The 19,820-nt window shown below is 37.1% G+C and carries 22 protein-coding genes; 16 read left to right on the plus strand and 6 right to left on the minus strand.

What is annotated here, in order from left to right; all coding sequences use genetic code 11:
* The first annotated feature begins 362 nt into the window (after nucleotides 1-362).
* Nucleotides 363-1,166, plus strand: a complete 804-nt coding sequence (locus CD122_RS09760; protein WP_103358788.1) for a MetQ/NlpA family ABC transporter substrate-binding protein — start codon at nucleotides 363-365, stop codon at nucleotides 1,164-1,166.
* 65 nt (nucleotides 1,167-1,231) lie between these two features.
* Here the strand turns inward: CD122_RS09760 and CD122_RS09765 are convergent, their stop codons facing one another.
* The 3 genes from CD122_RS09765 to CD122_RS09775 all read right to left on the minus strand — a co-directional run bounded on the left by CD122_RS09765 (nucleotide 1,232) and on the right by CD122_RS09775 (nucleotide 4,347).
* Entirely contained in the window at nucleotides 1,232-2,464 is a 1,233-nt protein-coding gene (locus CD122_RS09765; protein ID WP_103358789.1) for an acetylornithine deacetylase, read from the minus strand.
* Nucleotides 2,457-2,969 carry a methylated-DNA--[protein]-cysteine S-methyltransferase gene (locus CD122_RS09770; RefSeq protein ID WP_103358790.1) on the minus strand — a complete coding sequence of 171 codons (513 nt, stop codon included), beginning with the start codon at nucleotides 2,967-2,969 and terminating at the stop codon, nucleotides 2,457-2,459. The genes CD122_RS09765 and CD122_RS09770 overlap by 8 nt, the downstream gene beginning before the upstream one ends.
* Before the next feature lie 88 nt (nucleotides 2,970-3,057).
* Nucleotides 3,058-4,347: an aminotransferase class I/II-fold pyridoxal phosphate-dependent enzyme gene (locus tag CD122_RS09775; protein ID WP_103358791.1), complete on the minus strand. Its 1,290-nt coding sequence runs from the start codon at nucleotides 4,345-4,347 to the stop codon at nucleotides 3,058-3,060.
* A 174-nt stretch (nucleotides 4,348-4,521) separates the two neighbouring features.
* On the opposite strand from CD122_RS09775, the gene CD122_RS11980 reads away from it, so the two are divergent.
* From CD122_RS11980 to CD122_RS09820, 10 genes are all read left to right on the plus strand, one after another.
* Nucleotides 4,522-4,695, plus strand: a complete 174-nt coding sequence (locus CD122_RS11980) for an SE1626 family protein (protein WP_169926508.1) — start codon at nucleotides 4,522-4,524, stop codon at nucleotides 4,693-4,695.
* Nucleotides 4,696-4,846: 151 nt separating this feature from the next.
* Nucleotides 4,847-5,224: a PSM export ABC transporter transcriptional regulator PmtR gene (gene pmtR / locus CD122_RS09780; protein ID WP_103358792.1), complete on the plus strand. Its 378-nt coding sequence runs from the start codon at nucleotides 4,847-4,849 to the stop codon at nucleotides 5,222-5,224.
* A complete protein-coding gene (pmtA, locus tag CD122_RS09785; protein WP_103358793.1) occupies nucleotides 5,224-6,120 on the plus strand; it encodes a phenol-soluble modulin export ABC transporter ATP-binding protein PmtA in 897 nt (298 codons plus the stop codon). Before pmtR ends, pmtA begins: the two co-directional genes overlap by 1 nt.
* The gene (locus CD122_RS09790; protein WP_103358794.1) at nucleotides 6,098-6,718 is read left to right on the plus strand and encodes a hypothetical protein; all 621 of its coding nucleotides are present in this window, start codon (nucleotides 6,098-6,100) and stop codon (nucleotides 6,716-6,718) included. Before pmtA ends, CD122_RS09790 begins: the two co-directional genes overlap by 23 nt.
* Before the next feature lie 36 nt (nucleotides 6,719-6,754).
* On the plus strand, nucleotides 6,755-7,405 hold the full coding sequence (pmtB, locus tag CD122_RS09795) for a phenol-soluble modulin export ABC transporter permease subunit PmtB (protein ID WP_103358795.1): 651 nt from the start codon (nucleotides 6,755-6,757) through the stop codon (nucleotides 7,403-7,405).
* Between the two features lie 11 nt (nucleotides 7,406-7,416).
* Nucleotides 7,417-8,289, plus strand: coding sequence for a phenol-soluble modulin export ABC transporter ATP-binding protein PmtC (pmtC, locus tag CD122_RS09800; RefSeq protein WP_103358796.1), 873 nt, complete (start codon nucleotides 7,417-7,419; stop codon nucleotides 8,287-8,289).
* Nucleotides 8,289-9,017, plus strand: a complete 729-nt coding sequence (pmtD, locus tag CD122_RS09805; RefSeq protein WP_103358797.1) for a phenol-soluble modulin export ABC transporter permease subunit PmtD — start codon at nucleotides 8,289-8,291, stop codon at nucleotides 9,015-9,017. Before pmtC ends, pmtD begins: the two co-directional genes overlap by 1 nt.
* 240 nt (nucleotides 9,018-9,257) lie before the next feature.
* On the plus strand, nucleotides 9,258-9,941 hold the full coding sequence (locus tag CD122_RS09810) for a GntR family transcriptional regulator (RefSeq protein ID WP_103358798.1): 684 nt from the start codon (nucleotides 9,258-9,260) through the stop codon (nucleotides 9,939-9,941).
* Between the two features lie 12 nt (nucleotides 9,942-9,953).
* Nucleotides 9,954-11,504: a gluconokinase gene (gene gntK, locus CD122_RS09815; RefSeq protein WP_103358799.1), complete on the plus strand. Its 1,551-nt coding sequence runs from the start codon at nucleotides 9,954-9,956 to the stop codon at nucleotides 11,502-11,504.
* Nucleotides 11,505-11,513: 9 nt separating this feature from the next.
* Nucleotides 11,514-12,875: a gluconate:H+ symporter gene (locus CD122_RS09820; protein ID WP_103358800.1), complete on the plus strand. Its 1,362-nt coding sequence runs from the start codon at nucleotides 11,514-11,516 to the stop codon at nucleotides 12,873-12,875.
* A 54-nt stretch (nucleotides 12,876-12,929) separates the two neighbouring features.
* Here the strand turns inward: CD122_RS09820 and CD122_RS09825 are convergent, their stop codons facing one another.
* Nucleotides 12,930-13,742, minus strand: a complete 813-nt coding sequence (locus tag CD122_RS09825; protein WP_103358801.1) for a hypothetical protein — start codon at nucleotides 13,740-13,742, stop codon at nucleotides 12,930-12,932.
* A gap of 232 nt (nucleotides 13,743-13,974) precedes the next feature.
* Here CD122_RS09825 and CD122_RS09830 point away from each other — a divergent pair, with 232 nt between their 5' ends.
* A complete protein-coding gene (locus CD122_RS09830; RefSeq protein WP_103358802.1) occupies nucleotides 13,975-14,532 on the plus strand; it encodes a DUF1700 domain-containing protein in 558 nt (185 codons plus the stop codon).
* Between the two features lie 2 nt (nucleotides 14,533-14,534).
* The gene (locus tag CD122_RS09835; protein WP_103358803.1) at nucleotides 14,535-15,377 is read left to right on the plus strand and encodes a DUF4097 family beta strand repeat-containing protein; all 843 of its coding nucleotides are present in this window, start codon (nucleotides 14,535-14,537) and stop codon (nucleotides 15,375-15,377) included.
* 51 nt (nucleotides 15,378-15,428) lie between these two features.
* Here CD122_RS09835 and CD122_RS09840 read toward each other — a convergent pair whose 3' ends face one another.
* Both CD122_RS09840 and CD122_RS09845 read right to left on the minus strand, forming a co-directional pair.
* The gene (locus tag CD122_RS09840; RefSeq protein ID WP_103358804.1) at nucleotides 15,429-16,472 is read right to left on the minus strand and encodes a C45 family autoproteolytic acyltransferase/hydrolase; all 1,044 of its coding nucleotides are present in this window, start codon (nucleotides 16,470-16,472) and stop codon (nucleotides 15,429-15,431) included.
* 367 nt (nucleotides 16,473-16,839) lie between these two features.
* Nucleotides 16,840-17,229, minus strand: a complete 390-nt coding sequence (locus CD122_RS09845; RefSeq protein ID WP_103358805.1) for a hypothetical protein — start codon at nucleotides 17,227-17,229, stop codon at nucleotides 16,840-16,842.
* A 165-nt stretch (nucleotides 17,230-17,394) separates the two neighbouring features.
* On the opposite strand from CD122_RS09845, the gene CD122_RS11985 reads away from it, so the two are divergent.
* The 3 genes from CD122_RS11985 (at nucleotide 17,395) to CD122_RS09855 (ending at nucleotide 19,490) form a co-directional block, all read left to right on the plus strand.
* On the plus strand, nucleotides 17,395-17,568 hold the full coding sequence (locus tag CD122_RS11985; RefSeq protein WP_169926509.1) for a hypothetical protein: 174 nt from the start codon (nucleotides 17,395-17,397) through the stop codon (nucleotides 17,566-17,568).
* A 74-nt stretch (nucleotides 17,569-17,642) separates the two neighbouring features.
* Entirely contained in the window at nucleotides 17,643-18,683 is a 1,041-nt protein-coding gene (pglS, locus tag CD122_RS09850; protein WP_103358806.1) for a 6-phosphogluconolactonase, read from the plus strand.
* 288 nt (nucleotides 18,684-18,971) lie between these two features.
* Nucleotides 18,972-19,490, plus strand: a complete 519-nt coding sequence (locus CD122_RS09855; RefSeq protein WP_103358807.1) for a hypothetical protein — start codon at nucleotides 18,972-18,974, stop codon at nucleotides 19,488-19,490.
* Nucleotides 19,491-19,820 lie beyond the last annotated feature (330 nt).

The raw sequence follows: 19,820 nt of genomic DNA on the forward strand, positions 1-19,820 counted from the left end.
ATGTTTTTCTGTATAGAAATCGACTTGAATACACTAACAACTAACTTGATATTAGCATAGATTTACACTGATGAAAAGTGCGCGACAACTATTGTTTGTTTTTATAAAAAAGTGATTAACACAAAAATTTTATAATATGATTAACAAAAATGTATGCGATGGGTTTATCGGCACCATTGTCTTAAAAACCTCTTTGAAATGCTTTACTATTTTCAATGGCAATCAAAGCAGATATTTTATTGATTCAATTTGAAACGCATTTATTCTGAATACTCTAAAATTTTTGTTGACTTTATTAATTTAAGTGATATGATAATTTAAAACTTACAAGAATAATCAGAATTGAGAAAGGGGCAACGCATATGAAGAAATATATTTTATTATTTGGGGTGTTCATCTTATCGGTTACATTAGTCGCATGCGGAAATGGTGAAAAAGACAAAAAAGAAATCACTGTCGCAACGTCGCCCGGTCCGTATAGCGAATTGTTTTTAAAAGGGATTAAACCCGAATTAGAAGATAAAGGTTATACAGTCAAAGATGTAAGTTTCTCTGAGTTATTACAAGCTGATGTGGCATTGCAAGAGGGCAGTGTTGATGTGAATGTCGATCAGCATAAGGCGTATATGGATACGTTTAATAAAGAAAGAGATGCCAACTTAACGAATGTCACAAAAATTCCAACAGTACCTGCACAAATCTTTTCAAATCGTTATACAGATATTAAAAGTGTGCAACCCGGCGATACAATCGCAATACCACAAGATCCTTCAAATGCTGCTAGAGCCTACAGATTATTAGAAAAAGCGGGTTGGATTCAATTGGATGCAGATAAAAATGATATTAAGATTACGGAAAAAGATATTACCGAAAATCCGAAAAACTTAAATATCAAACCGATGGATTCAGCGAACATACCTAGAATTTTAGATGAAGTAGATTATGCGGTAATCCCTGGTTCGATTGTATATGCCTCAAAAGTGGACCCGTCTAAAGGGTTATTAAAAGAAGATTTAGTCGATGATTTATATCTTCAAGTCGTTGTGAATGACAAGAATAAAGATGAACAATGGGTAAAAGATATAAAAGAAGCCTATCAATCAGAAGCGTTTAAAAAAGTGTTAGCCAAAGAAAATAAAGATGACTATTGGAAGGTGCATGAATAAACCGCCATTACTACAAATAGCAAAACCCACAACTCGTCTCATCGGATGGTTGTGGGTTTTAAAATTTATGCGATAGGTTGTCGATACCATCGTGTTAAAAACTGGTGTAAAACTTCAGTGAATTGTTCAAGTTCTGTTTGTTTAATTTTTTCGTTTGTCCCATGTGCTTCATCCAACTTGCCAGGACCATATAATATCGTTGGAATGCCAAAGTGTGCAGTCCAGCCACCGTCTGTTACTGTTGTACTCATTGTCGTTTGGAGTGGTGCTTGATGAACAGAAAGATGTGCGTCTTGTAGCAGTTTAAAACCAGGGTGTTGTTCTGGAAGTGTAAAGCTTGGGAAGATTTCGCCTTGGTCTTCAATCATAGATGTACCGCCCCAACGATAGTGTAACGGGTGGTCTTTCAACCAAAGATCACTGTTTGCGACTTGATTCAAATATGTTTCAATTTCTTGCGTGACAGTTTCATAATCTTCATCAGGTAAGTAATGCACTGTCACCCACAATTCACATTTATCCGCAATAAAAGCAGGGTGTCGACCGCCTTGAATGACAGCTGGATTAATTGTGTTGGCACCTGCTGGCATACCTGGATAAGATTTCGTAACGGCCCAATGGCGCTCTAACTCTTGTAAGGCTTGAATCACTTTCATCATTTTTTCGATGGCGCTGGCACCGTGTCGCCCGCCACCCGCATGAATCATATGACTACGTGCACCGTCATGAATGGTTTCGTCACTTTCAATCGTAATCCAGCCAGTAATCACACCACCTTGTCCCATGGCGATGGCGTCACTCGTATCAAGAACAAGTGCCAAATCTGCTTGAGGCGAATGTTCACAGGCAACCTTTGTACCCGCTTCGCCAACTTCTTCGCCCGCTACGATTTGAACGATAATATCTCCTTCAGGCTGTACGCCATCATGGTGGAGTTGTTCTAATGTATAAATGAGTGACGAAATGCCACCTTTCATATCCGCCACACCCCGACCATACAAATAGCCGTCCTTAATAACTAAATCAAATGGATCTGTATGCCAGTAGCGTGTATCTTCAACTTCAGCCACATCAATATGGCCATTTAAAATTAATTTCGGTGCATCTGGATGTCGCCCTTTTAACGTTGCCACTACAATGCTGTCATTGTCATAAAAAGGAATTTGTGTCACGTCAAAACCAATAGCCGTCAACCAGTCGCTTATTTGATTTTGGAGCGGTACGGTATTACGCGCAGGTGGACTGACTGTCGGATGTGCAATGAGCGTTTGTAAGATGTCAATGTGTCGTTCATTCATGCCAGCGACCTCCTTCTAATGTAAGTAAATATTTTTTACGATGAAGCCCGCTATTAAAGCCACCGAGGCGTCCATCTTTTCGCAACACACGATGACACGGCACGATAATCGATAGGGGATTGAGTCCGATAGCCGTTGAGACTGCACGCACACTTTTTGGCTTACCAATCGCTTCAGCAATCGCACTATAATTCACTTGTTCGCCGTATGGTAATTGTTGTAATGCACGCCAAACGTCTTGTTGAAATGGCGTACCAATCACATAATCAACGGGCGTTTTAAATTGCTGACACGCGCCATGAAAATAAGCCTCTAGTTCGAGGGCAATCTGATTAATAATCGGGTGTGTTGAGATTTGAATCAACGTTCCTTGTCGTTGGAGTTTATCCCAGGCGGTATGATAATCTTTAGAATCTGTGAATGACAGACTTAACAGGGCGTGTTCATTGACCACCGCTGTCATACGGCCTAATGGTGTTTGGATATGTTGATAATAAAAATACATGTTGCTCGTCTCCTCTGTTGATTGTTGTTAAGTGTGAGAAAAAGAGACAGTCGATTGTTTGTCACAAACGCTGTCTCTAGATGTTCATTTATTTTTGTAAGTCTTGAATACCTTGTGCAATTTTTTCAAAAACATGTGGGATATCGTCTTTTTCAATACAGCTAAAAGCGATACGGATATCCGTGTCATTCAACGCAACAATACCGATCGAATATTGGTCAATCAGATGTTTACGCAATGTTTCAGCATCAATACCTTTGACGCGTAATGCCATAAAGTAACCTGAGTTAAAGTCGTATGGTTGCCATAGCGTTTGATATTCATCTTTATAGACCATTTCTTTTGTTACATGGTAACGCGCTTCTAGTGTATCAATATTAGCTTGAATATCTTTATTGAATTGTTCAGGGTTTTCAAGCACATAGCGTACCGCTGAATGTGATGGCGTTGAACCGTTTGAGTTGTTACTACGGATCAAACCTTTCATTTTCGCTTCAACAACTGCTTTAGAAGCATTGTCTGATAAGCCGAATGTGACAAAGCCAACACGGAAGCCCCATGCGAAAAATTCTTTCGTTGCACCATCTAAACGGATAGGAAGAATACGTGGGTTATTCACATTTGTTAATGCTGTAAAAATAGATTGTGTATAGACGTCTTCATAGAATAAACCGAAATAAGCATCATCAACAACTGTGACTACGTTAACACCACGATTCGCTAATTCATCTACCGCGTCTACGATTGTACGTACTTCATCAACTGTTGGTGTATAGCCAGTCGGGTTGTTCGGATAGTTTAAAATAAGGATGATTTTGTCTTGTTTGACCGCTTGTAATGTTTCAACAAGACCTTGTGTTGTGTAATGACCATTTTCATCAAAGATAGGATACTTTTGAATATCTGCTTGATGACGGACACCATATACAAGATTGTAGTTACCCCATGTGTGTGCAGGCAGTAACACTGTGTCACCAGGGTTTACAAACATATCGCCAACAAGTGATAAACCGTGTGTCAAAGCGTTTGTCACAATTGGACGTGTGATTTGATCTGCTTGAAGGTCAGGGTTATCGGCAAGTACTTTTTTAAGCCATAAATCACGTAAAGCTTCTAAACCTTGGGGTGGTGCATAGGCAAACACTTCTTCTGGAGAGAGATGATTAAACATATCATATAACGTATCTGCATACATCATACCGTTACGATCTGTTGCCATACCAATTGTCGCATTATAGTCTGTCGCTTTTGCCTCTGCTGATTGCGTTAAGATGCCTTTAGGATAATACATATTCTTACCTAAATCTGACATCATATCGAGTAAGTTAGGGTTTTGTTCCATGAGCTGTTCGTTGAGATTGAGTGCTAAAGGGTTCATAAAAATCAGACCTCATTTCTACATTTGAAATTATAAGTCTATCATACCGTGAATTCTCTGAAAGTTAAAGAAAGCTTATGAAAAAAAGTGAAAATAGCTTACATAGGCTTTCATTCATGACATGATGTGGTAAAGTATCAGTGAATAGAGATAGAAACACACGAGGTGAATAGCGTGAAACATCTTACAAAAATATTTGTCGGGCTCGCATCCATTATTTTTGTGATTGGCATGATATTTCAAGTACAAGGCGAAGAACCGGCAGCAATTAAATTATTTATCGCGACCATTTTATTTATGGTATGCGCCTTTATTAGTCGTAATAATGATCGAAAAAAACATAAGTAGTCAAAGTAGAAGCACATTGTGTATATAACACCTATATACATGATGTGCTTTTAACATTGTTATAACGGCAATTTTAAAAATGAGGTTTACATATATTTATATAGTGTGTATACTCAATATATACATTCAAGAACAAAAAGGGGGCGCGCATGTGAAAATCTTACTGCAAAACAATAGTGCATCACCCATCTATGAGCAGATAAAACAGCAGATTAAAGAACAAATTTTGCGCGGGACATTGCCAGTAGGTGCGAATTTACCGTCAATGAGAGAGCTCGCAAAAGATTTGGGCGTCAGTGTGATTACGACAAAACGTGCTTATGAAGATTTGGAAAAAGACGGCTATTTAACGTCTATTCGTGGGAAAGGCACGTTTGTCAGAGAACAAGACACGTCTATTTTGAAAGAAAAACAATTTATTATCATCGAAGAACTGACACAAGCACTAGTGAAAGAATCAAAAACAATCGGGATGTCATTGTCAGAACTTCAAGACATCGTGAAGATGCTATATGAGGAGGAATTGTAATGGGCGAAACAGCGATTGAATTGCGTCATGTGAATTATGAGACCAAAAACTTTGCGTTAGAAGATATTCATTTTAATGTGCCGACGGGGTATGTGACAGGCTTTATTGGTGCGAACGGTTCGGGTAAGACGACAACGATTCGTATGATTATGGATTTGCTCCAACCAACGTCTGGGGAAATTAATCTATTCGGACAACCGATGAGTGCTGATCCAATAGGCATTAAGGATAAGATTGGTTTTGTCTATTCAGAACTCTATTTGAATGATAAATGGACGGTCAAAAAGGTAGAGAAGCTAATCGCACCGTTTTATAGTCAGTGGGATCATGACCTCTTTATGAATTATTTAACACGATTTGGTTTGTCATATCGTCAAAAAATAAGTGACTTCTCAACAGGGATGAAAATGAAGTTATCATTAGCCATTGCTCTCAGTCATCATGCAGAATTGTATATTTTTGATGAACCGACTGCAGGCTTAGACCCCGTTGTCCGCAATGAAGTACTCGACATTATGCAAGAAGAACTACTCGATGAACAAAAGTCCGTACTGTTCTCAACGCATATTATTTCTGACTTAGAACGCATCGCAGACTATATTGTGCACTTGCAAGACGGGCATATTATCATCAATGAATCTAAAGAAGCTTTATTAGAGATGCACCGTTTAGTACGTGGAGATGTGGCGGACTTAGATGATGAATTACGAAAATTATTAATTCATTGTGTTGAAAAAGACGGTGTATACAGCGGGATGACTAAAGAAGCACAGACGTTCCATGAATTATTCGGCCAACGTGTCACGATTTCACCGATGACTATTGAAGACATCATGGTCCATTATGAACGCGATCGAAAGGGAGTGATGCATCATGATGACACTCTTAAAGCGTAATTTAAATTTAACTGATCAATCACGTTATATGAGGATTGGTAGCTATATTTTTATATTTCTCATTGCGATTTGCTATTATATTTTGGACCCAAATCTTTTTATAGCATATATGGTATTGCTCATGCTGGCATTATCATTTAGTCCTATATTTATAAATCACTATTTAAATCGTAATAAAGCGTATATTATGTTTCGTAGCTTACCAATGAGTGACCATAAGTTATTAGCGAGTTTCAATTTATTAACATGGCTCATCTGTGCTATACAAATCACAAGCACCGCATTTGTTTGGTTGATTGCGCCACTACCAATGGTCTTTGAAATTATGGCGACGCAATTGGGTATAACCTTTTTCATTGCAACATTTTGTATTAAAACGATGTTAGAAGAAGCAACGAGTAAATGGAGAACATATGGTATTGGCTTGTTTTTAGTATTCCAACTGTTTTTGGGTATTATCGGTCCATTATTGGTTGGCGTCGACCTATTTTGGTTCCGTGTCTTTCCATGGGTGTTTTTAATTATCTCGTTTTTTAGTTATCAGATTAAAACACTTATACGTTATCGCCGACTCGGTCACAATAAAATTAACCTTTGATGATTTCAAAAATTTAAGGAAAAGGGAGGGAATTATGTGCTGAACTTGATTAAACGTAATATCTATTTGCATAAAAATTTGTTAATAGTGTATCTCGTATTATTAATTTTTTATCCAATATACAATGCTTTAAAAGCGGATTATGAGCTTTGGTTAATACCTATTTGGTTGCTAATTGTTCTAATTGCTGTCGTTAACGCAGCGCATGCGTTTCATCTATATAACCGTTTCGGACATAATGAAGCGTATTTATTTCATCACAGTTTACCGGTATCCAAACGGCAATTACTAAATGCACATTATATGACTGTCATAGGTCTTACTTTGTTCAGTGCACTGCTTATTGTACTGTATGATGCCAATAAACATTACATTGAAGTAAACAAGATTCAGTTTGAGTTTGTCTGGGGATTTATAGCAACCAATCTTTTTGCATTTTTGATGTATTTTCCAACATCAAGTGAAAAGTCACGTAAGCGTCGTGATTCGGTCATCATTTATATCATAGGCTTGTTAATCATGCTACCGTTGTTTATTGGCATTGTCGCATTAACAATTGGCATAGTTTGGTTTGATAATCCCGACCAGTTTGCGCATGTTCCTTTCGACCTATATTACTTGGGTGTCAGTGTCTTTTCAGCAATCAGCACATACATCTACCAAATGAAACGTATCAAGAATACTTAGGAGGTTTTACGATGGAATTAAAGAACATTTCAAAACGATATGGCAATCATACCGTTATTGATAATATTGATTTTTCATTTAACGATAGCCATATTGTGGGATTAATTGGTAAAAACGGTGTCGGTAAAACAACGTTAATGAAAATTATGAATGGTAATATTGTCAATTATGCTGGAGAAGTGAAAGTAGCAAAGGAAGATGCGATTGGCTACTTAATTGAACATCCCAAGTTATATGATAATAAATCAGGCTTATACAACTTAAAGTTATTTGCGCAAGTGCTAGGGAAAGGCTATGACAAAGCTTATACAGAAAATATTATTCGTGCATTTGGTATGGAGTCATACATCGATAAAAAAGTTAAAAAATATTCAATGGGGATGAAACAAAAACTTGCAATTGCAGTATCGTTGATGAACAAGCCGAAATATTTAATTTTAGATGAGCCAACAAATGGTATGGATCCAGATGGTTCAATTGATGTACTGAAAACAATCGAACAATTAGTTAAAGAACTTGATATGAAGATTTTAATTTCGAGTCATAAACTAGAAGATATTGAATTGATTTGTGATCGTGCGGTGTTCTTACGTGACGGCAAGTTTGTACAAGATGTCGATATGACAGGCGAACAAGTTACAGATCAAACAATCCTACAAGTCGCAGTGGAAGATTTTGAAGCGGCATGTCAATATTTAACCACACATTTTAAAGTGATTCAGACGCATAAAGAAGCGGGCGAGATTATTTTGAGTTTGCAAGAAAATTATCAACCGTTATTAAAAGGGTTAGCGACGCAATACATTTATCCAAAATATATTGAAACACGCAAAGTCACGTTAAGAGATACGTACTTTAATATTAACAAGCGAGGTGATCAATAATGAATAGCATGCAACTCGTCAAATTTGATGTTTTAAGTATTTTAAAAAGTCCGCTTACATATATTGCAATCTTATTGGGTGCAGCACCTGCATTGATGGTCACAATGATTATAGTGAATCAAGGTCATCAAGTAGATGCAGATATTATATTAAGCGCCTTAAAATGGTTCTTCTCAATCATTGGAATGCTTTTCGTTGTTAAGACAATCACAAGAGACAATGGACAAGGAACGATTCAATTGTATCTGAATAGTGTGCGCAATCGCCTGCATTATTTAGTTGCTAAAACAGTATCAATTGCGCTAATCAGTGTCGGTATTACAGGTGTCGTATTATTGATTACGTATTTGGTGCAATGGTCGACAAAGGGCGCTGATTTAGCAACGAGTACAACATGGCAATTACTCGCATTTTATTTATTGTTATTTTTAATTTATGGCTTACTGCTCTTCTTAATTAACTTGTTTGTGCAAAAGCCATCGCTCGTATTCACATTAGGTATTATGTTATTGCTTGTCTATCCGATTGTGACACCGTTTATTCCATTAATTCCACAAATCGGTGGTAAAATTATGACCGCATTAGACTATATTCCATTCGGTTATTTAACAGCCAAAACTTTAGGCGATACGATCACATTTACGACTGCACAATGGATTATCAATATCGTATCACTTGTTGTACTTGTGATTGGTAACGCATTATTAATTATGAAAAAAGATATTTAATCATAAACAGCTTTTCTGCCCAATAATGGTGGTGGAAAGGCTGTTTTTTTATGTGTGGGAGGGGTATTTCAATTTCTAACTATTTTTCTCACAACCTCGTGCTTGCCTGCCATCGTTATTTTATTACTTGCTTGCCAATCCACCACACTCCCTTGCAATTTTGTGACAATTTTTAGGTAAGCGTTTACAAGAAAGCGTTTTTGCATTAGAATACTTGTATACAAGTTGGGGTGATGAGAAATGGAATTCCCGAAACAATGGCAGCAACAGATGTCCAAAGGTGAATGGATTGCTGCGTGTTTACGTTTAAATATGATGAATGGGGAGTATGATGCGCAAGATGTGATTACTGAGAATCAAATTGCGAAACAGTTCAATGTCAGTCGCTCGCCCGTTCGAGATGCGTTTAAGATTTTGAGTCAAGACCGCTTGATTCAGCTTGAAAGAATGGGGGCGGAAGTGCTGCCTTTTGATGAAACGAAACAGCAAGAAATGACGGATATGCGTTTAATGGTCGAGTCATTTGCGTTTACAAAAGTGATTCAACGTGAGGACTTATCAACGATTGTGCATGCGATGTATCAAGCGTTAGAAATGATGAAGGTCAGCGTCAAGTTCAAAGATCCAGTAAGTTTCACAGAACACGACATCGCATTTCATGAGCTGATGGTCAATGCGTGTGAACATAGCTATTTGACGCATTTATGGATGCAGATGAAGCCGTTGATGATATGTCTTGTTTATATCGGTATGTTGCGACGTATGACGCATGATATTGATGACTTTGAACGGATTATTACGAATCATCAAAAGTTTGTTGAAGCGATAGAACAAAAAGATCGCACGTTAATGTATGAAGCATTTCGTTTGAATTTTAGTGATTTAAATAATGATATTGGCGCATTTTGGTCTGATCAAATGTAAGGAGAGAGAACTATGACAGCGTATATGATCGGAATAGATATTGGTACAACGAGTACGAAAGCTGTGCTCTATGATGAAAAAGGTGCAGTCATTGATAAAGCGCAACAAGAATATCAAATGTTGACACCGACGATTGATACATCTGAAGAAGATCCAGATGTATTGTTTGATGCAGTCGTTAACACGTTACAAGGTGTGATTAGAAAGCAACGTATAAAACCAGAACAGGTTTCATTTATCGCATTCAGTGCACAAATGCATAGTTTGATTTTAGTAGATGAAGCGGGTAATCCATTGACGAATAGTATTACGTGGGCAGATAATCGTGCGCGTTATGCGGTGGAAGATTTGAAAAATAATCATCAAGGGCAACAAATCTATGAACGTACAGGCACACCGATTCACGCGATGTCACCACTGTGTAAAATGTGGTGGCTAAAAAACGATGAACCTGCATTGTATCAACAAGCAGCCCGTTTCGTCGATATTAAGTCGTACGTCATTTACCATTTGACGGGTGAATGGGTAATGGATGAATCGATTGCGTCGGCAACAGGGTTGTATAACTTATGGGAACGTGATTGGGATCGTGACGTGTTGGCGTTACTCGAGCTCACACCTGAACAGCTACCAAAGCTCGTGTCAACACAGTATATCTGTCAGGCGATGCGTACAGAATTTGCAGATGAAATCGGTGTACAAACGTCAACGCCATTGGTTATTGGCGCAAGTGACGGTGTGCTATCGAACTTAGGTGTGAACAGTTATCGACCTGGCGAAGTTGCAGTAACGATTGGTACATCTGGTGCAATACGAACAGTCGTTGATCGTCCACTCACTGACAGTAAAGGGCGTATCTTCTGTTATGTATTGGATGATGATCATTACGTGATTGGCGGACCGGTAAATAACGGTGGCGTCGTTTTACGTTGGTTGCGTGACGAATTGTTGGCCAGTGAAGTTGAAACAGCGAAACGACTCGGTATGGATAGCTACGATGTGATGACACGTATTGCGGAAAAAGTCGCACCGGGGGCACAAGGCTTGATGTTCCATCCATATTTAGCCGGTGAACGTGCACCGCTTTGGACATCTGACGCACGCGGTTCATTTATCGGCCTAACATTAGCGCACAAAAAAGAACATATGATTCGTGCGGTGCTTGAAGGCGTACTATTCAATTTATATACCGTTTACCTAGCGTTAGTCGAAGTAATGGGTGACATGCCATCCAAAATCCATGCGACAGGTGGCTTTTCTAAAAGTGCATTATGGCGTCAAATGATGTCAGATATTTTTGATTGTACGTTGGAAGTGCCGGAAAGTTATGAAAGCTCATGTCTCGGTGCGTGTGCAATCGGAAGTCGAGCGACTGGTAAACGTGATGATTACGACGTCATTGAAGAATGGGTTGGCAAGACACATGCGCATGAACCGAATCAAGAATATGTTCAGCGCTATCAAGAGCTTGCGTCTATTTTCATTCAAGTAAGTCGCAGTTTGATGTCATCTTACGAGTCAATTGCACAATTTCAAAGAAAACATTACAAAGTAGAGGAATAGAGGGATAACATGGTACATGAATTTTGGCCAATTATAAGTGTTGTATTAGGGATTTTAGTATTACTTGTCTTAATTATGGCGTTTAAATTAAATACATTTGTGTCGTTAATCGTGACAGCAATTGTAACAGGACTCTTCTTGGGCATGCCATTCGATAGTATTATCAAAACGATTGAAACCGGAATGGGCGGTACGCTCGGACATATCGCATTGATCTTTGGACTTGGCGCGATGCTTGGTAAACTGCTTGCTGATGGTGGTGGTGCAACACAAATTGCCGACACTTTGATTCATCTTTTAGGTGAACGTTACGTACAATGGGCGATGGTTATCGCGTCATTTATTATCGGTATTGCACTCTTTTTTGAAGTGGGACTTGTATTATTAATTCCACTTGTATTTACGATTGCGAAACGTATGAATATATCACAGTTGAAAATCGGATTGCCAATGGTAACAGCTTTATCGGTTACACACGGTTTCTTACCACCGCATCCTGGACCGGTAGTCATTGCGTCAGAACTTAATGCCAATATCGGTGAAGTGTTACTTTATGGCTTCATTATCGCAATTCCAGTAACGTTAATTGCCGGACCATTATTTGTAAAAATCGCACCGAAATTATCACCGTCAGCATTTACACGTGAAGGCGATATTTCAACATTAGGTGCTACAAAAACATTTGAAAAAGACGCATTACCTAGCTTTGGATTAAGTACATTTACAGCGTTATTGCCAGTAATTTTGATGTTATTTGCGACAGTATGGCAACTTGTTACAGGTCATACAGATGGTGCAACAAATCCATTTGAAAGTTTCATTTACTTTATCGGTACAGCTGGTACAGCAATGTTAGTGGCAGTACTCTTTGCGATTTTCAGCATGGGCTTAATGCGTGGTATCGCGATGAAAGATGTGATGGATACATTAACGCAAGCGATTTATCCTATCGGTATGATGCTCTTAATCATCGGTGGGGGCGGTGCCTTCAAACAAATCTTAATTGATGGTGGCGTTGGTAAAAGTATCGAGACATTCTTCACAGGTTCACATATCTCACCATTATTACTTGCATGGCTCGTTGCCGCTGTTCTTCGTTTAGCATTAGGTTCAGCAACAGTCGCAGCGATTTCAACAACAGGTATTGTATTACCGTTATTACAAACAGCTGATGTTAACTTAGCACTTGTTGTATTAGCAATCGGTGCAGGTAGTGTCTTCTGTTCACATGTTAACGACGCAGGCTTCTGGATGTTTAAAGAATACTTTGGCTTAACAATCAAAGAGACATTCTTAACATGGTCATTAGTTGAAACAATCATTTCAGTCAGCGGACTTGCTTTCGTGTATTTCTTAAGTTTATTCGTATAAATAATAAAAAAGCTAAGCAGCACAAATTTCGTGTTGTTTAGCTTTTATTATTAGCTAGTTATCATGTTTTTTGTTACCAAACCATAAGTGATAGCAACGAATGGTAATTACAAAACTATAAATAATGAGCATTAAGCTAGGTAGTGTCATTAATATTTTGAACATGATTAAAGGCTTTTCAAAATCAGTTTGCCAAAATGTAGCTATAAGGTATGAGAAATAGAACAATACGATGAGACAGATTGCGATAATTACAGAAAAAACAACTTTCTTTTGAGTAGGCGATAATTTTTGAAGTCGTTTGGAATCGGCCTTGGTCATATCAAAATAGGGAACAAGCTCTGTTTTAAATTTAAGGTGCCCCTTTTCGCGTTTGATGTCATCTACTGTTTTTTCATAAATTGTGCCACTTGTGTCTTCATAAATTAAATTATCAACATCATTATAAATCGTCCGACTTAACAATTTATAATATCCTTTTTCGTCACTTTCTTGAGTCACCTCTACATAATATATCTTCCTCTTTCTCAACCAAATAGGGAAAAGCATTGCTGTTAAATACACAGATTGAAACGCAAGTCCTAATAAATAAGTATAAGTTGCATTTCGATGCGCACCAAGCCAATCTAATGTTTCATCCGTCAGTAAATCTGTTAATGACGCGATGAATAGCAGGAAAATAATGACAGAAAAGAATAGAAATCTAAACAAATTTGAAGCTTTAGTTAAGAAATTAGCACTTTTTTGATTCATACTCAGATAGTTAAAATTGATAGATGCCAGCTTATTGAAAAATGCTGAAATAATAACAATAATTAACACTTGGCTGAATAAAAATTGACTGCTTATTAACTCGAGTAACTTCATAACACAGTCCTCCACATTAAAATAAAATTACATTTTTATTTTAACAAATAATTAATTATATTACCCCTATAAATCTAATAGAAAGATATAGGATGTTTATTCTAATAACGATTACATTACAAACACTTAACTATATGACATTTACAATACAATTGCGTCCTAAATATTTTAATTTCAGTTATGAGTTATTATAATTAATATGGAATTTCTACTATAAAAACAGGTGCAAATAATGGATAAAATTACATTTTTAAATGAATTAGAATATCAATTACATAAATTGCCACAAGATAAAATTGATGAAGTGATGTATACATATGAAAATCATTTTTACGAAGAGGCTAAGAAAGGATATACGGATAAAGAGATTGTGGCAGCATTGGACAGTCCAAAGCAAATTGCAAAAGAAAAGTATGCAAAATATGCGTTGAAAAATGCAGAAACACGACCCAATATTCCACACATGATTCGGGCAGTTCTGGCAACTATTGGTATGAGCATCGTCACCTTTATTTTTATCCTTGTACCACTGCTAATCGTTTTGACCATTATGACGGCAGCAACTTTTATATCACTAGGGATGATCTTAGCACCGATTATTCTTTTTATTTGGAACATCTGGGCAGGGCTTCAAAACTTCTCAGTAAGCAACTATTTATTTAGCTTCGCGTATCTTGGTCTCGGCACAATGTTTTTAGTCATCATTATTAAATTATTAATAGGGATACGTCATTTACTCATTCGCTATATGAAGTGGAATATGAAATTTATTAAAAAAGGAACAATGTGACAATGAAGAAACTTTTTATATTTGGCATGGGGTGTTTTATTGTTTTTTTCATTTTAGGCACATTCGTGTGGTTTGCGATTGAAAAAGGTGACAACCAAATGACAGAAGTCAATCGGTCATTCGATAAAGAGGATATTAAGCAACTGGTTGTGAATACAGATATTGTCAATGTGACGTTTAAAACAGGTAAAAACTTTCATTTGCACTACAAAGGTAATGATAAGCTCAATATCACACGACAAGGGCAAACGTTACAAGTCGTTGAACGTATGTATTCTAAGCGCAAGATGTTGAATTTAAATCCTTTCGAGACGAATGAGGGGCATCTTATTGTAACGATTCCTCCCGATTACATTGAAAATTTGAGCGTAACAACACGCATTGCGAATATTGAGATGCAAGGTATCAAGTTAGATAATGTGATGTTATGGAACGATATGAACGGGCAAGTGACGATTCATGACAGTCATTTTAAAAATACGCAAATTAAAGGTGAAGAAACGTTTGTTAATATTCATCAAAGTCAGTTGTCGGCAAGTGATGTGAATGTGGAACGCGGGCTAATTAAGGCGGATAAAACATCAGTACAACAAAGTTTATTTAAAGTTGGTGAAGGAGACATGCATTTAATGAAAATGTCGCCACAATGTGATTTGAAGGGTGTTGTGAATAAAGGGGACATCACAATGTCTTATGAACAGCTACCTAAAGATGTCCGTTTAAAAATTAATCCAACAAATGGTGAAGGTGCAATTAAAGATTCACGACTGCATCAAGGCATTAATGGTAATGGCAAGCATCAAATTGAATTATATACAAACGATGGCGATATTGTCGTACAATAAATAAAAAAATAGCTATACAAATTCAGTCGGAATTTGTATAGCTATTTTTCGTTATTCAGAGGCAAAGTGAATATCTGTATCCAGTTGCCCATGTAATGTTGATTGCTGAAGCGGTTCTCCAGCTAACCATGCACCAAAGTCAAAAGCTACAGGTGTTTGAGATTCACCTAACGTCATCCAAGCAGTTAACGTTGTTGGGTCATACATAGATGTGTGAATCGTGCCACTCCAACTTTTAAATAATTTACTATAAATTTCATATTGTGGATCATTAAAGCGTTTAAACACATCAAATTTATCGGGTGTATGTTCCGGAATTTGTGCTTCCATTCGTGCAAGGCGCTCTGTTGATTCTTTTGTATAGTTACGATTTTCATGTGTCAGTAATTTAAAATGATTCGTACATGTATTGTCATAACGTATATCGATACTGCGAGGTGTGACTTCAATAATTGCATGTGCACCCGTCGCATCCATGACAATGTAACTAAACGAACTACGGTGTGGCAGACGTTTTAGTAAAGCAATGGCTTCTTCGACAGTGCGACAATATTCTAGAATCAAGCGCCCGACCATATAGCATACAAAACCATTCGCTGGCTTTTTACGATGCATAAAGTTATACGCCATCACAAGCCCGTGTTCGTTCATGCCATCCATACGCCCGGTTGTACGCGACATAGGCCCGATTTGTGCGTAACCGCCATCAGTTGGTTGAAACAGTTGATAACGACCATCATACGTCGCAGGGTGATAATCATAATTACGTACAAGATAGTCGTCACCAACGAACACCGTACAACCACTATCTGGTAAGGTCGTAAAACGATAATGGGCGAAGTTTAAAATCGCTTGTCGTGTTGGAATATTTAACACATCTTGTATTCCGCGAATTTCTTCCCAAATATGTGGGGCGAATTCTTGAAAGATGGCGTGCGTTTCTTGAATGTCGATATCGAATCTTGGGACACGCTTGCGCCATTCTTTCTCTCTATTTTTAAGCATTGCTGTTTGTTGTAACCACTTGCCGACGGAAACACCATAGTCGTAGTGTGTACCTCTAAACGTTAAAATGTCTGATTTGACTTGTTGCATGTTTCGACGTCCTTTCTGCAATATAATCTACATAATTTGTTACGATGTTGTAATGCGTGGTTAATCATTTTAAGATAATGCATCACTATAATAAGTATATCATCAATAGTGCGATGAAATTTAACGGAGTGTGATCGAGTGATGCATCAAGCTTTATTAAGAGTCAAAAATTGGTTTTATCGTAACTTCACATCTTAGTCTGTGACGTCTTGTTAAAAATATGTAAGTGCGTATCGTTTTAAATATTGATATGATCGTGTGCAGTTATTTGTATATTCATAGGTGGAAATAGCCAATCATAACGTAAGGACCGAGACGTAAGTAGGGGAATATAACGTCTGTAGATACATATTATGTCTTTTTCTGATTAGCTATGGAAGTCTTTGATGTTCGTTGTAATATGGACAGATTTTATTCGGCCAATGTTATCAGATGTACGTGCGTTGAATGTAATAGCGACCATTGTCTTTTCTGTTTCGCGATAGTCAGGATTTTCAGATGAATACGCATAGAAAATTACAAGCTGTTTATCTTGTAGTCGCGCACGTTGAACAACCTCAAAATTCCACTGTAGACGCTCATCAGAATCAATCTGCTTCATACGCTTATCAAGCATATCTATTAATACCGTTTTCTTAAGTGCAACAGGTACACCTAACTCATTAAAATAATATGCTGATACTTGATCATCAATCATATTTGACACGCCCTCAATATCATGGTTTTTCCAATAATTGAGCAATGAAATGTATGGCATGCAATTTACCTCTTTCCTAAATTATTTATCCATAATGTACCATATTTATATGAATAATTGAATATTTTTAGATTAGTTTGTTCGTGTTTAGGGTATTTATTTAACCATGTACACGATGTATGGTATGATAATAGTGTATATAACTTGTAAACAGAGGTGATAAATATGTGGAACTTTATTAAAGGATTATTCAAGTTTATTTTTGCATTAACATTCTTCACAACATTAGCGGTAGGTGTTGGTGCGGCAGTATTAGCGTATGTATTCAAAAAAGACTTTGAAGAAATTGAAAGCAAAACAAAAGAGATCGTATCAGATATTGAAAATAATATCGGTTAAGTAAAGGGACTGAAGTAGAATATACGTTATTCTATGACGGTCCTTTTCGTTAGATACACGATGGAGGGAACGATATGGCAACGAAAGGTTACATAGGTTCATATACAAAAAAAGATGGTAAGGGTATTTATCGTTTTGAATTGGATGAACAAACAGGGAAAATAACGGCAGTTGAAACAGGTTATGAACTGAATGCGTCAACGTATTTGAGCCAATTTAAAGATACATTATTGGCAGTTACGAAAGATGATAAAAATGCAGGTTTAGCCACATTAAATATTAAAAAAGATAGCACATTGGAAGAAACTGGCCGCTGCTTAGCTTCTGTCAAAGGGTCAGGTTGTTACGTCTCTGTATCACCAGATGGCGCGTTTGCATTTGAAGCGGTGTATGGTGATGGCTTAGCACGCATTTATGAATTTGATGCAGACAAGCAACAAATTGTTAAGCTTATTGAAGAAGTGTATCACGAATATACACCGGGGCCGAATGTTGCAAGACAAGATGGGCCACATGTACATTATCTTGAAGTAACACCGGAACAGAAATATGTTGTCGCGGTTGATTTAGGTGCAGACTTACTAGTAACATACCACTACGGCAATCAAGGATTAGATGTAGCATATCGTACGCAACTACAACCGGGCGACGGTCCACGTCATATCGCCTATCACAAAACAGGTCGTTATGCATATGTTGTGAATGAATTATCGAATACAGTGGTTGTTATGGATTATGAAGACGGTCGCTTTACAGAACGTGAACGTCACTTAACGATACCTAAAGACTTTTTACAACCGACTAAATTAGCAGCTGTTCATTTATCACACGATCAACAATTTTTATATATTTCAAATAGAGGTCATGACAGTATTGCTATTTTTAAAGTATTAAATGATGGTGCAAAACTAGAATTAGTTGACATCGTATCATCTGGGGATAGTTTCCCACGTGATTTCAACATTACGTCATCAGATGATTACCTCGTTGTTGCACATGAACAAGGGGACTCAAAAGTCGTTGTATTCAAACGCGATAAAGCAACAGGTTTGTTAACATTAACGGATGATAGCCAACAAGCAGCGGAAGGCGTTTGTGTGAAGTTTGAACAATAATGATTAATAGAAAGCCATGGAGAGACGTTTGTACATACTACTCCGTGGCCTTTTGTTATGGATTGATATGTTGGGGTGAAAACGGTAACATAAGAGAGTGGGACAGGAATCTCATTTTTCTAAAAAGATTCCGTTGTCCCACCCCGGCAAGGCTGAGTAGGTGTGAAAAAAGCTTGTAAAAGCGTATTTTCATACCAGTCAGCTACTGCCATCTATTTAAATACTCAATCTTAAATTGAATGTTTATATTAATGTCTAACGCCCATTGATTCATAGAGGAGATATTATATGAATAAGTTGAAACTTACCAAATATCAAGTCGTCTTAACTATTTTGCTTTTTGTATGTTATTCTATTACAGTTCAAATAGCATCCAAATCAATACTACAAGATGAAGTCACAACCATGCCGAAAGAATTAACAATGAATCCAGATGTGGCTTTATTTTGGTTGAATATCGCAATCATAATCAGTAGTATCATACTCGTTGTTATCCAAGCATTGATTTATAAAATGATTGTCGGCTGGCTAGGTGTGAAACGTGAGATGTCGTTTGGCTTCAGTTTATTATTGTGGGTAAGTGCAGTGTTAACAAGTGGTGTCATTACAGTTTTAGGTACATTGCTTAATGACGGCATGAGCGTCTCACAAAATGCATGGTTCGGTTTATTTACAGTTGTTTTGTCAGCAACCGTTTACGGCTTACTATTATGGTATTTTGATGTGTTAGAGAAACAAAAAGCAATACTCGTGATTATCATTATTAGCGTATTAGGTAATTTTGGTAACCTTATTAAATTTTTATAAGGATAAATGAAAAGCCATTAAAATTCTATTTGTGAATTCTAATGGCTTTTTCGATACTATTTCTTCAATAGCTATTTTCATATTTTCACTTACTAAATTACTTTCAGGTATAATTCTCGCCAGTCTCTCGATTCTTTCTTCAAGACCTATATCGTAGTCAGGTAAAAGTGTGAAAAGATATTCACTTATTTAAGTTTTAAAAACTAATCTTTATTTGAAAAGTCCATTTATTTGGCCATCTTTAGTAATCTTTTTTTATTTATGATTATAAAAACGCTAATTAACGAAATTAATCCTGCTATAAGCATTAAATATTCTACATTTGCATAT

Source organism: Staphylococcus rostri, from assembly GCF_002902145.1.
Classification (GTDB): Bacteria; Bacillota; Bacilli; order Staphylococcales; family Staphylococcaceae; genus Staphylococcus; species Staphylococcus rostri.

Coding starts and splice junctions, on each gene's coding strand:
- CD122_RS09845 (WP_103358805.1), bottom strand. CDS start 17,229: ATGCCATACATTTCATTGCTCAATTATTGGAAAAACCATGATATTGAG.
- CD122_RS11985 (WP_169926509.1), top strand. CDS start 17,395: ATGTGGAACTTTATTAAAGGATTATTCAAGTTTATTTTTGCATTAACA.
- CD122_RS09765 (WP_103358789.1), bottom strand. CDS start 2,464: ATGAATGAACGACACATTGACATCTTACAAACGCTCATTGCACATCCG.
- CD122_RS09775 (WP_103358791.1), bottom strand. CDS start 4,347: ATGAACCCTTTAGCACTCAATCTCAACGAACAGCTCATGGAACAAAAC.
- CD122_RS09810 (WP_103358798.1), top strand. CDS start 9,258: ATGGAATTCCCGAAACAATGGCAGCAACAGATGTCCAAAGGTGAATGG.
- gntK (WP_103358799.1), top strand. CDS start 9,954: ATGACAGCGTATATGATCGGAATAGATATTGGTACAACGAGTACGAAA.
- pglS (WP_103358806.1), top strand. CDS start 17,643: ATGGCAACGAAAGGTTACATAGGTTCATATACAAAAAAAGATGGTAAG.
- CD122_RS09770 (WP_103358790.1), bottom strand. CDS start 2,969: ATGTATTTTTATTATCAACATATCCAAACACCATTAGGCCGTATGACA.
- CD122_RS09830 (WP_103358802.1), top strand. CDS start 13,975: ATGGATAAAATTACATTTTTAAATGAATTAGAATATCAATTACATAAA.
- pmtA (WP_103358793.1), top strand. CDS start 5,224: ATGGGCGAAACAGCGATTGAATTGCGTCATGTGAATTATGAGACCAAA.
- CD122_RS09840 (WP_103358804.1), bottom strand. CDS start 16,472: ATGCAACAAGTCAAATCAGACATTTTAACGTTTAGAGGTACACACTAC.
- CD122_RS09820 (WP_103358800.1), top strand. CDS start 11,514: ATGGTACATGAATTTTGGCCAATTATAAGTGTTGTATTAGGGATTTTA.
- CD122_RS09825 (WP_103358801.1), bottom strand. CDS start 13,742: ATGAAGTTACTCGAGTTAATAAGCAGTCAATTTTTATTCAGCCAAGTG.
- CD122_RS09790 (WP_103358794.1), top strand. CDS start 6,098: ATGATGACACTCTTAAAGCGTAATTTAAATTTAACTGATCAATCACGT.
- CD122_RS09855 (WP_103358807.1), top strand. CDS start 18,972: ATGAATAAGTTGAAACTTACCAAATATCAAGTCGTCTTAACTATTTTG.
- pmtC (WP_103358796.1), top strand. CDS start 7,417: ATGGAATTAAAGAACATTTCAAAACGATATGGCAATCATACCGTTATT.
- CD122_RS09835 (WP_103358803.1), top strand. CDS start 14,535: ATGAAGAAACTTTTTATATTTGGCATGGGGTGTTTTATTGTTTTTTTC.
- CD122_RS09760 (WP_103358788.1), top strand. CDS start 363: ATGAAGAAATATATTTTATTATTTGGGGTGTTCATCTTATCGGTTACA.
- pmtD (WP_103358797.1), top strand. CDS start 8,289: ATGAATAGCATGCAACTCGTCAAATTTGATGTTTTAAGTATTTTAAAA.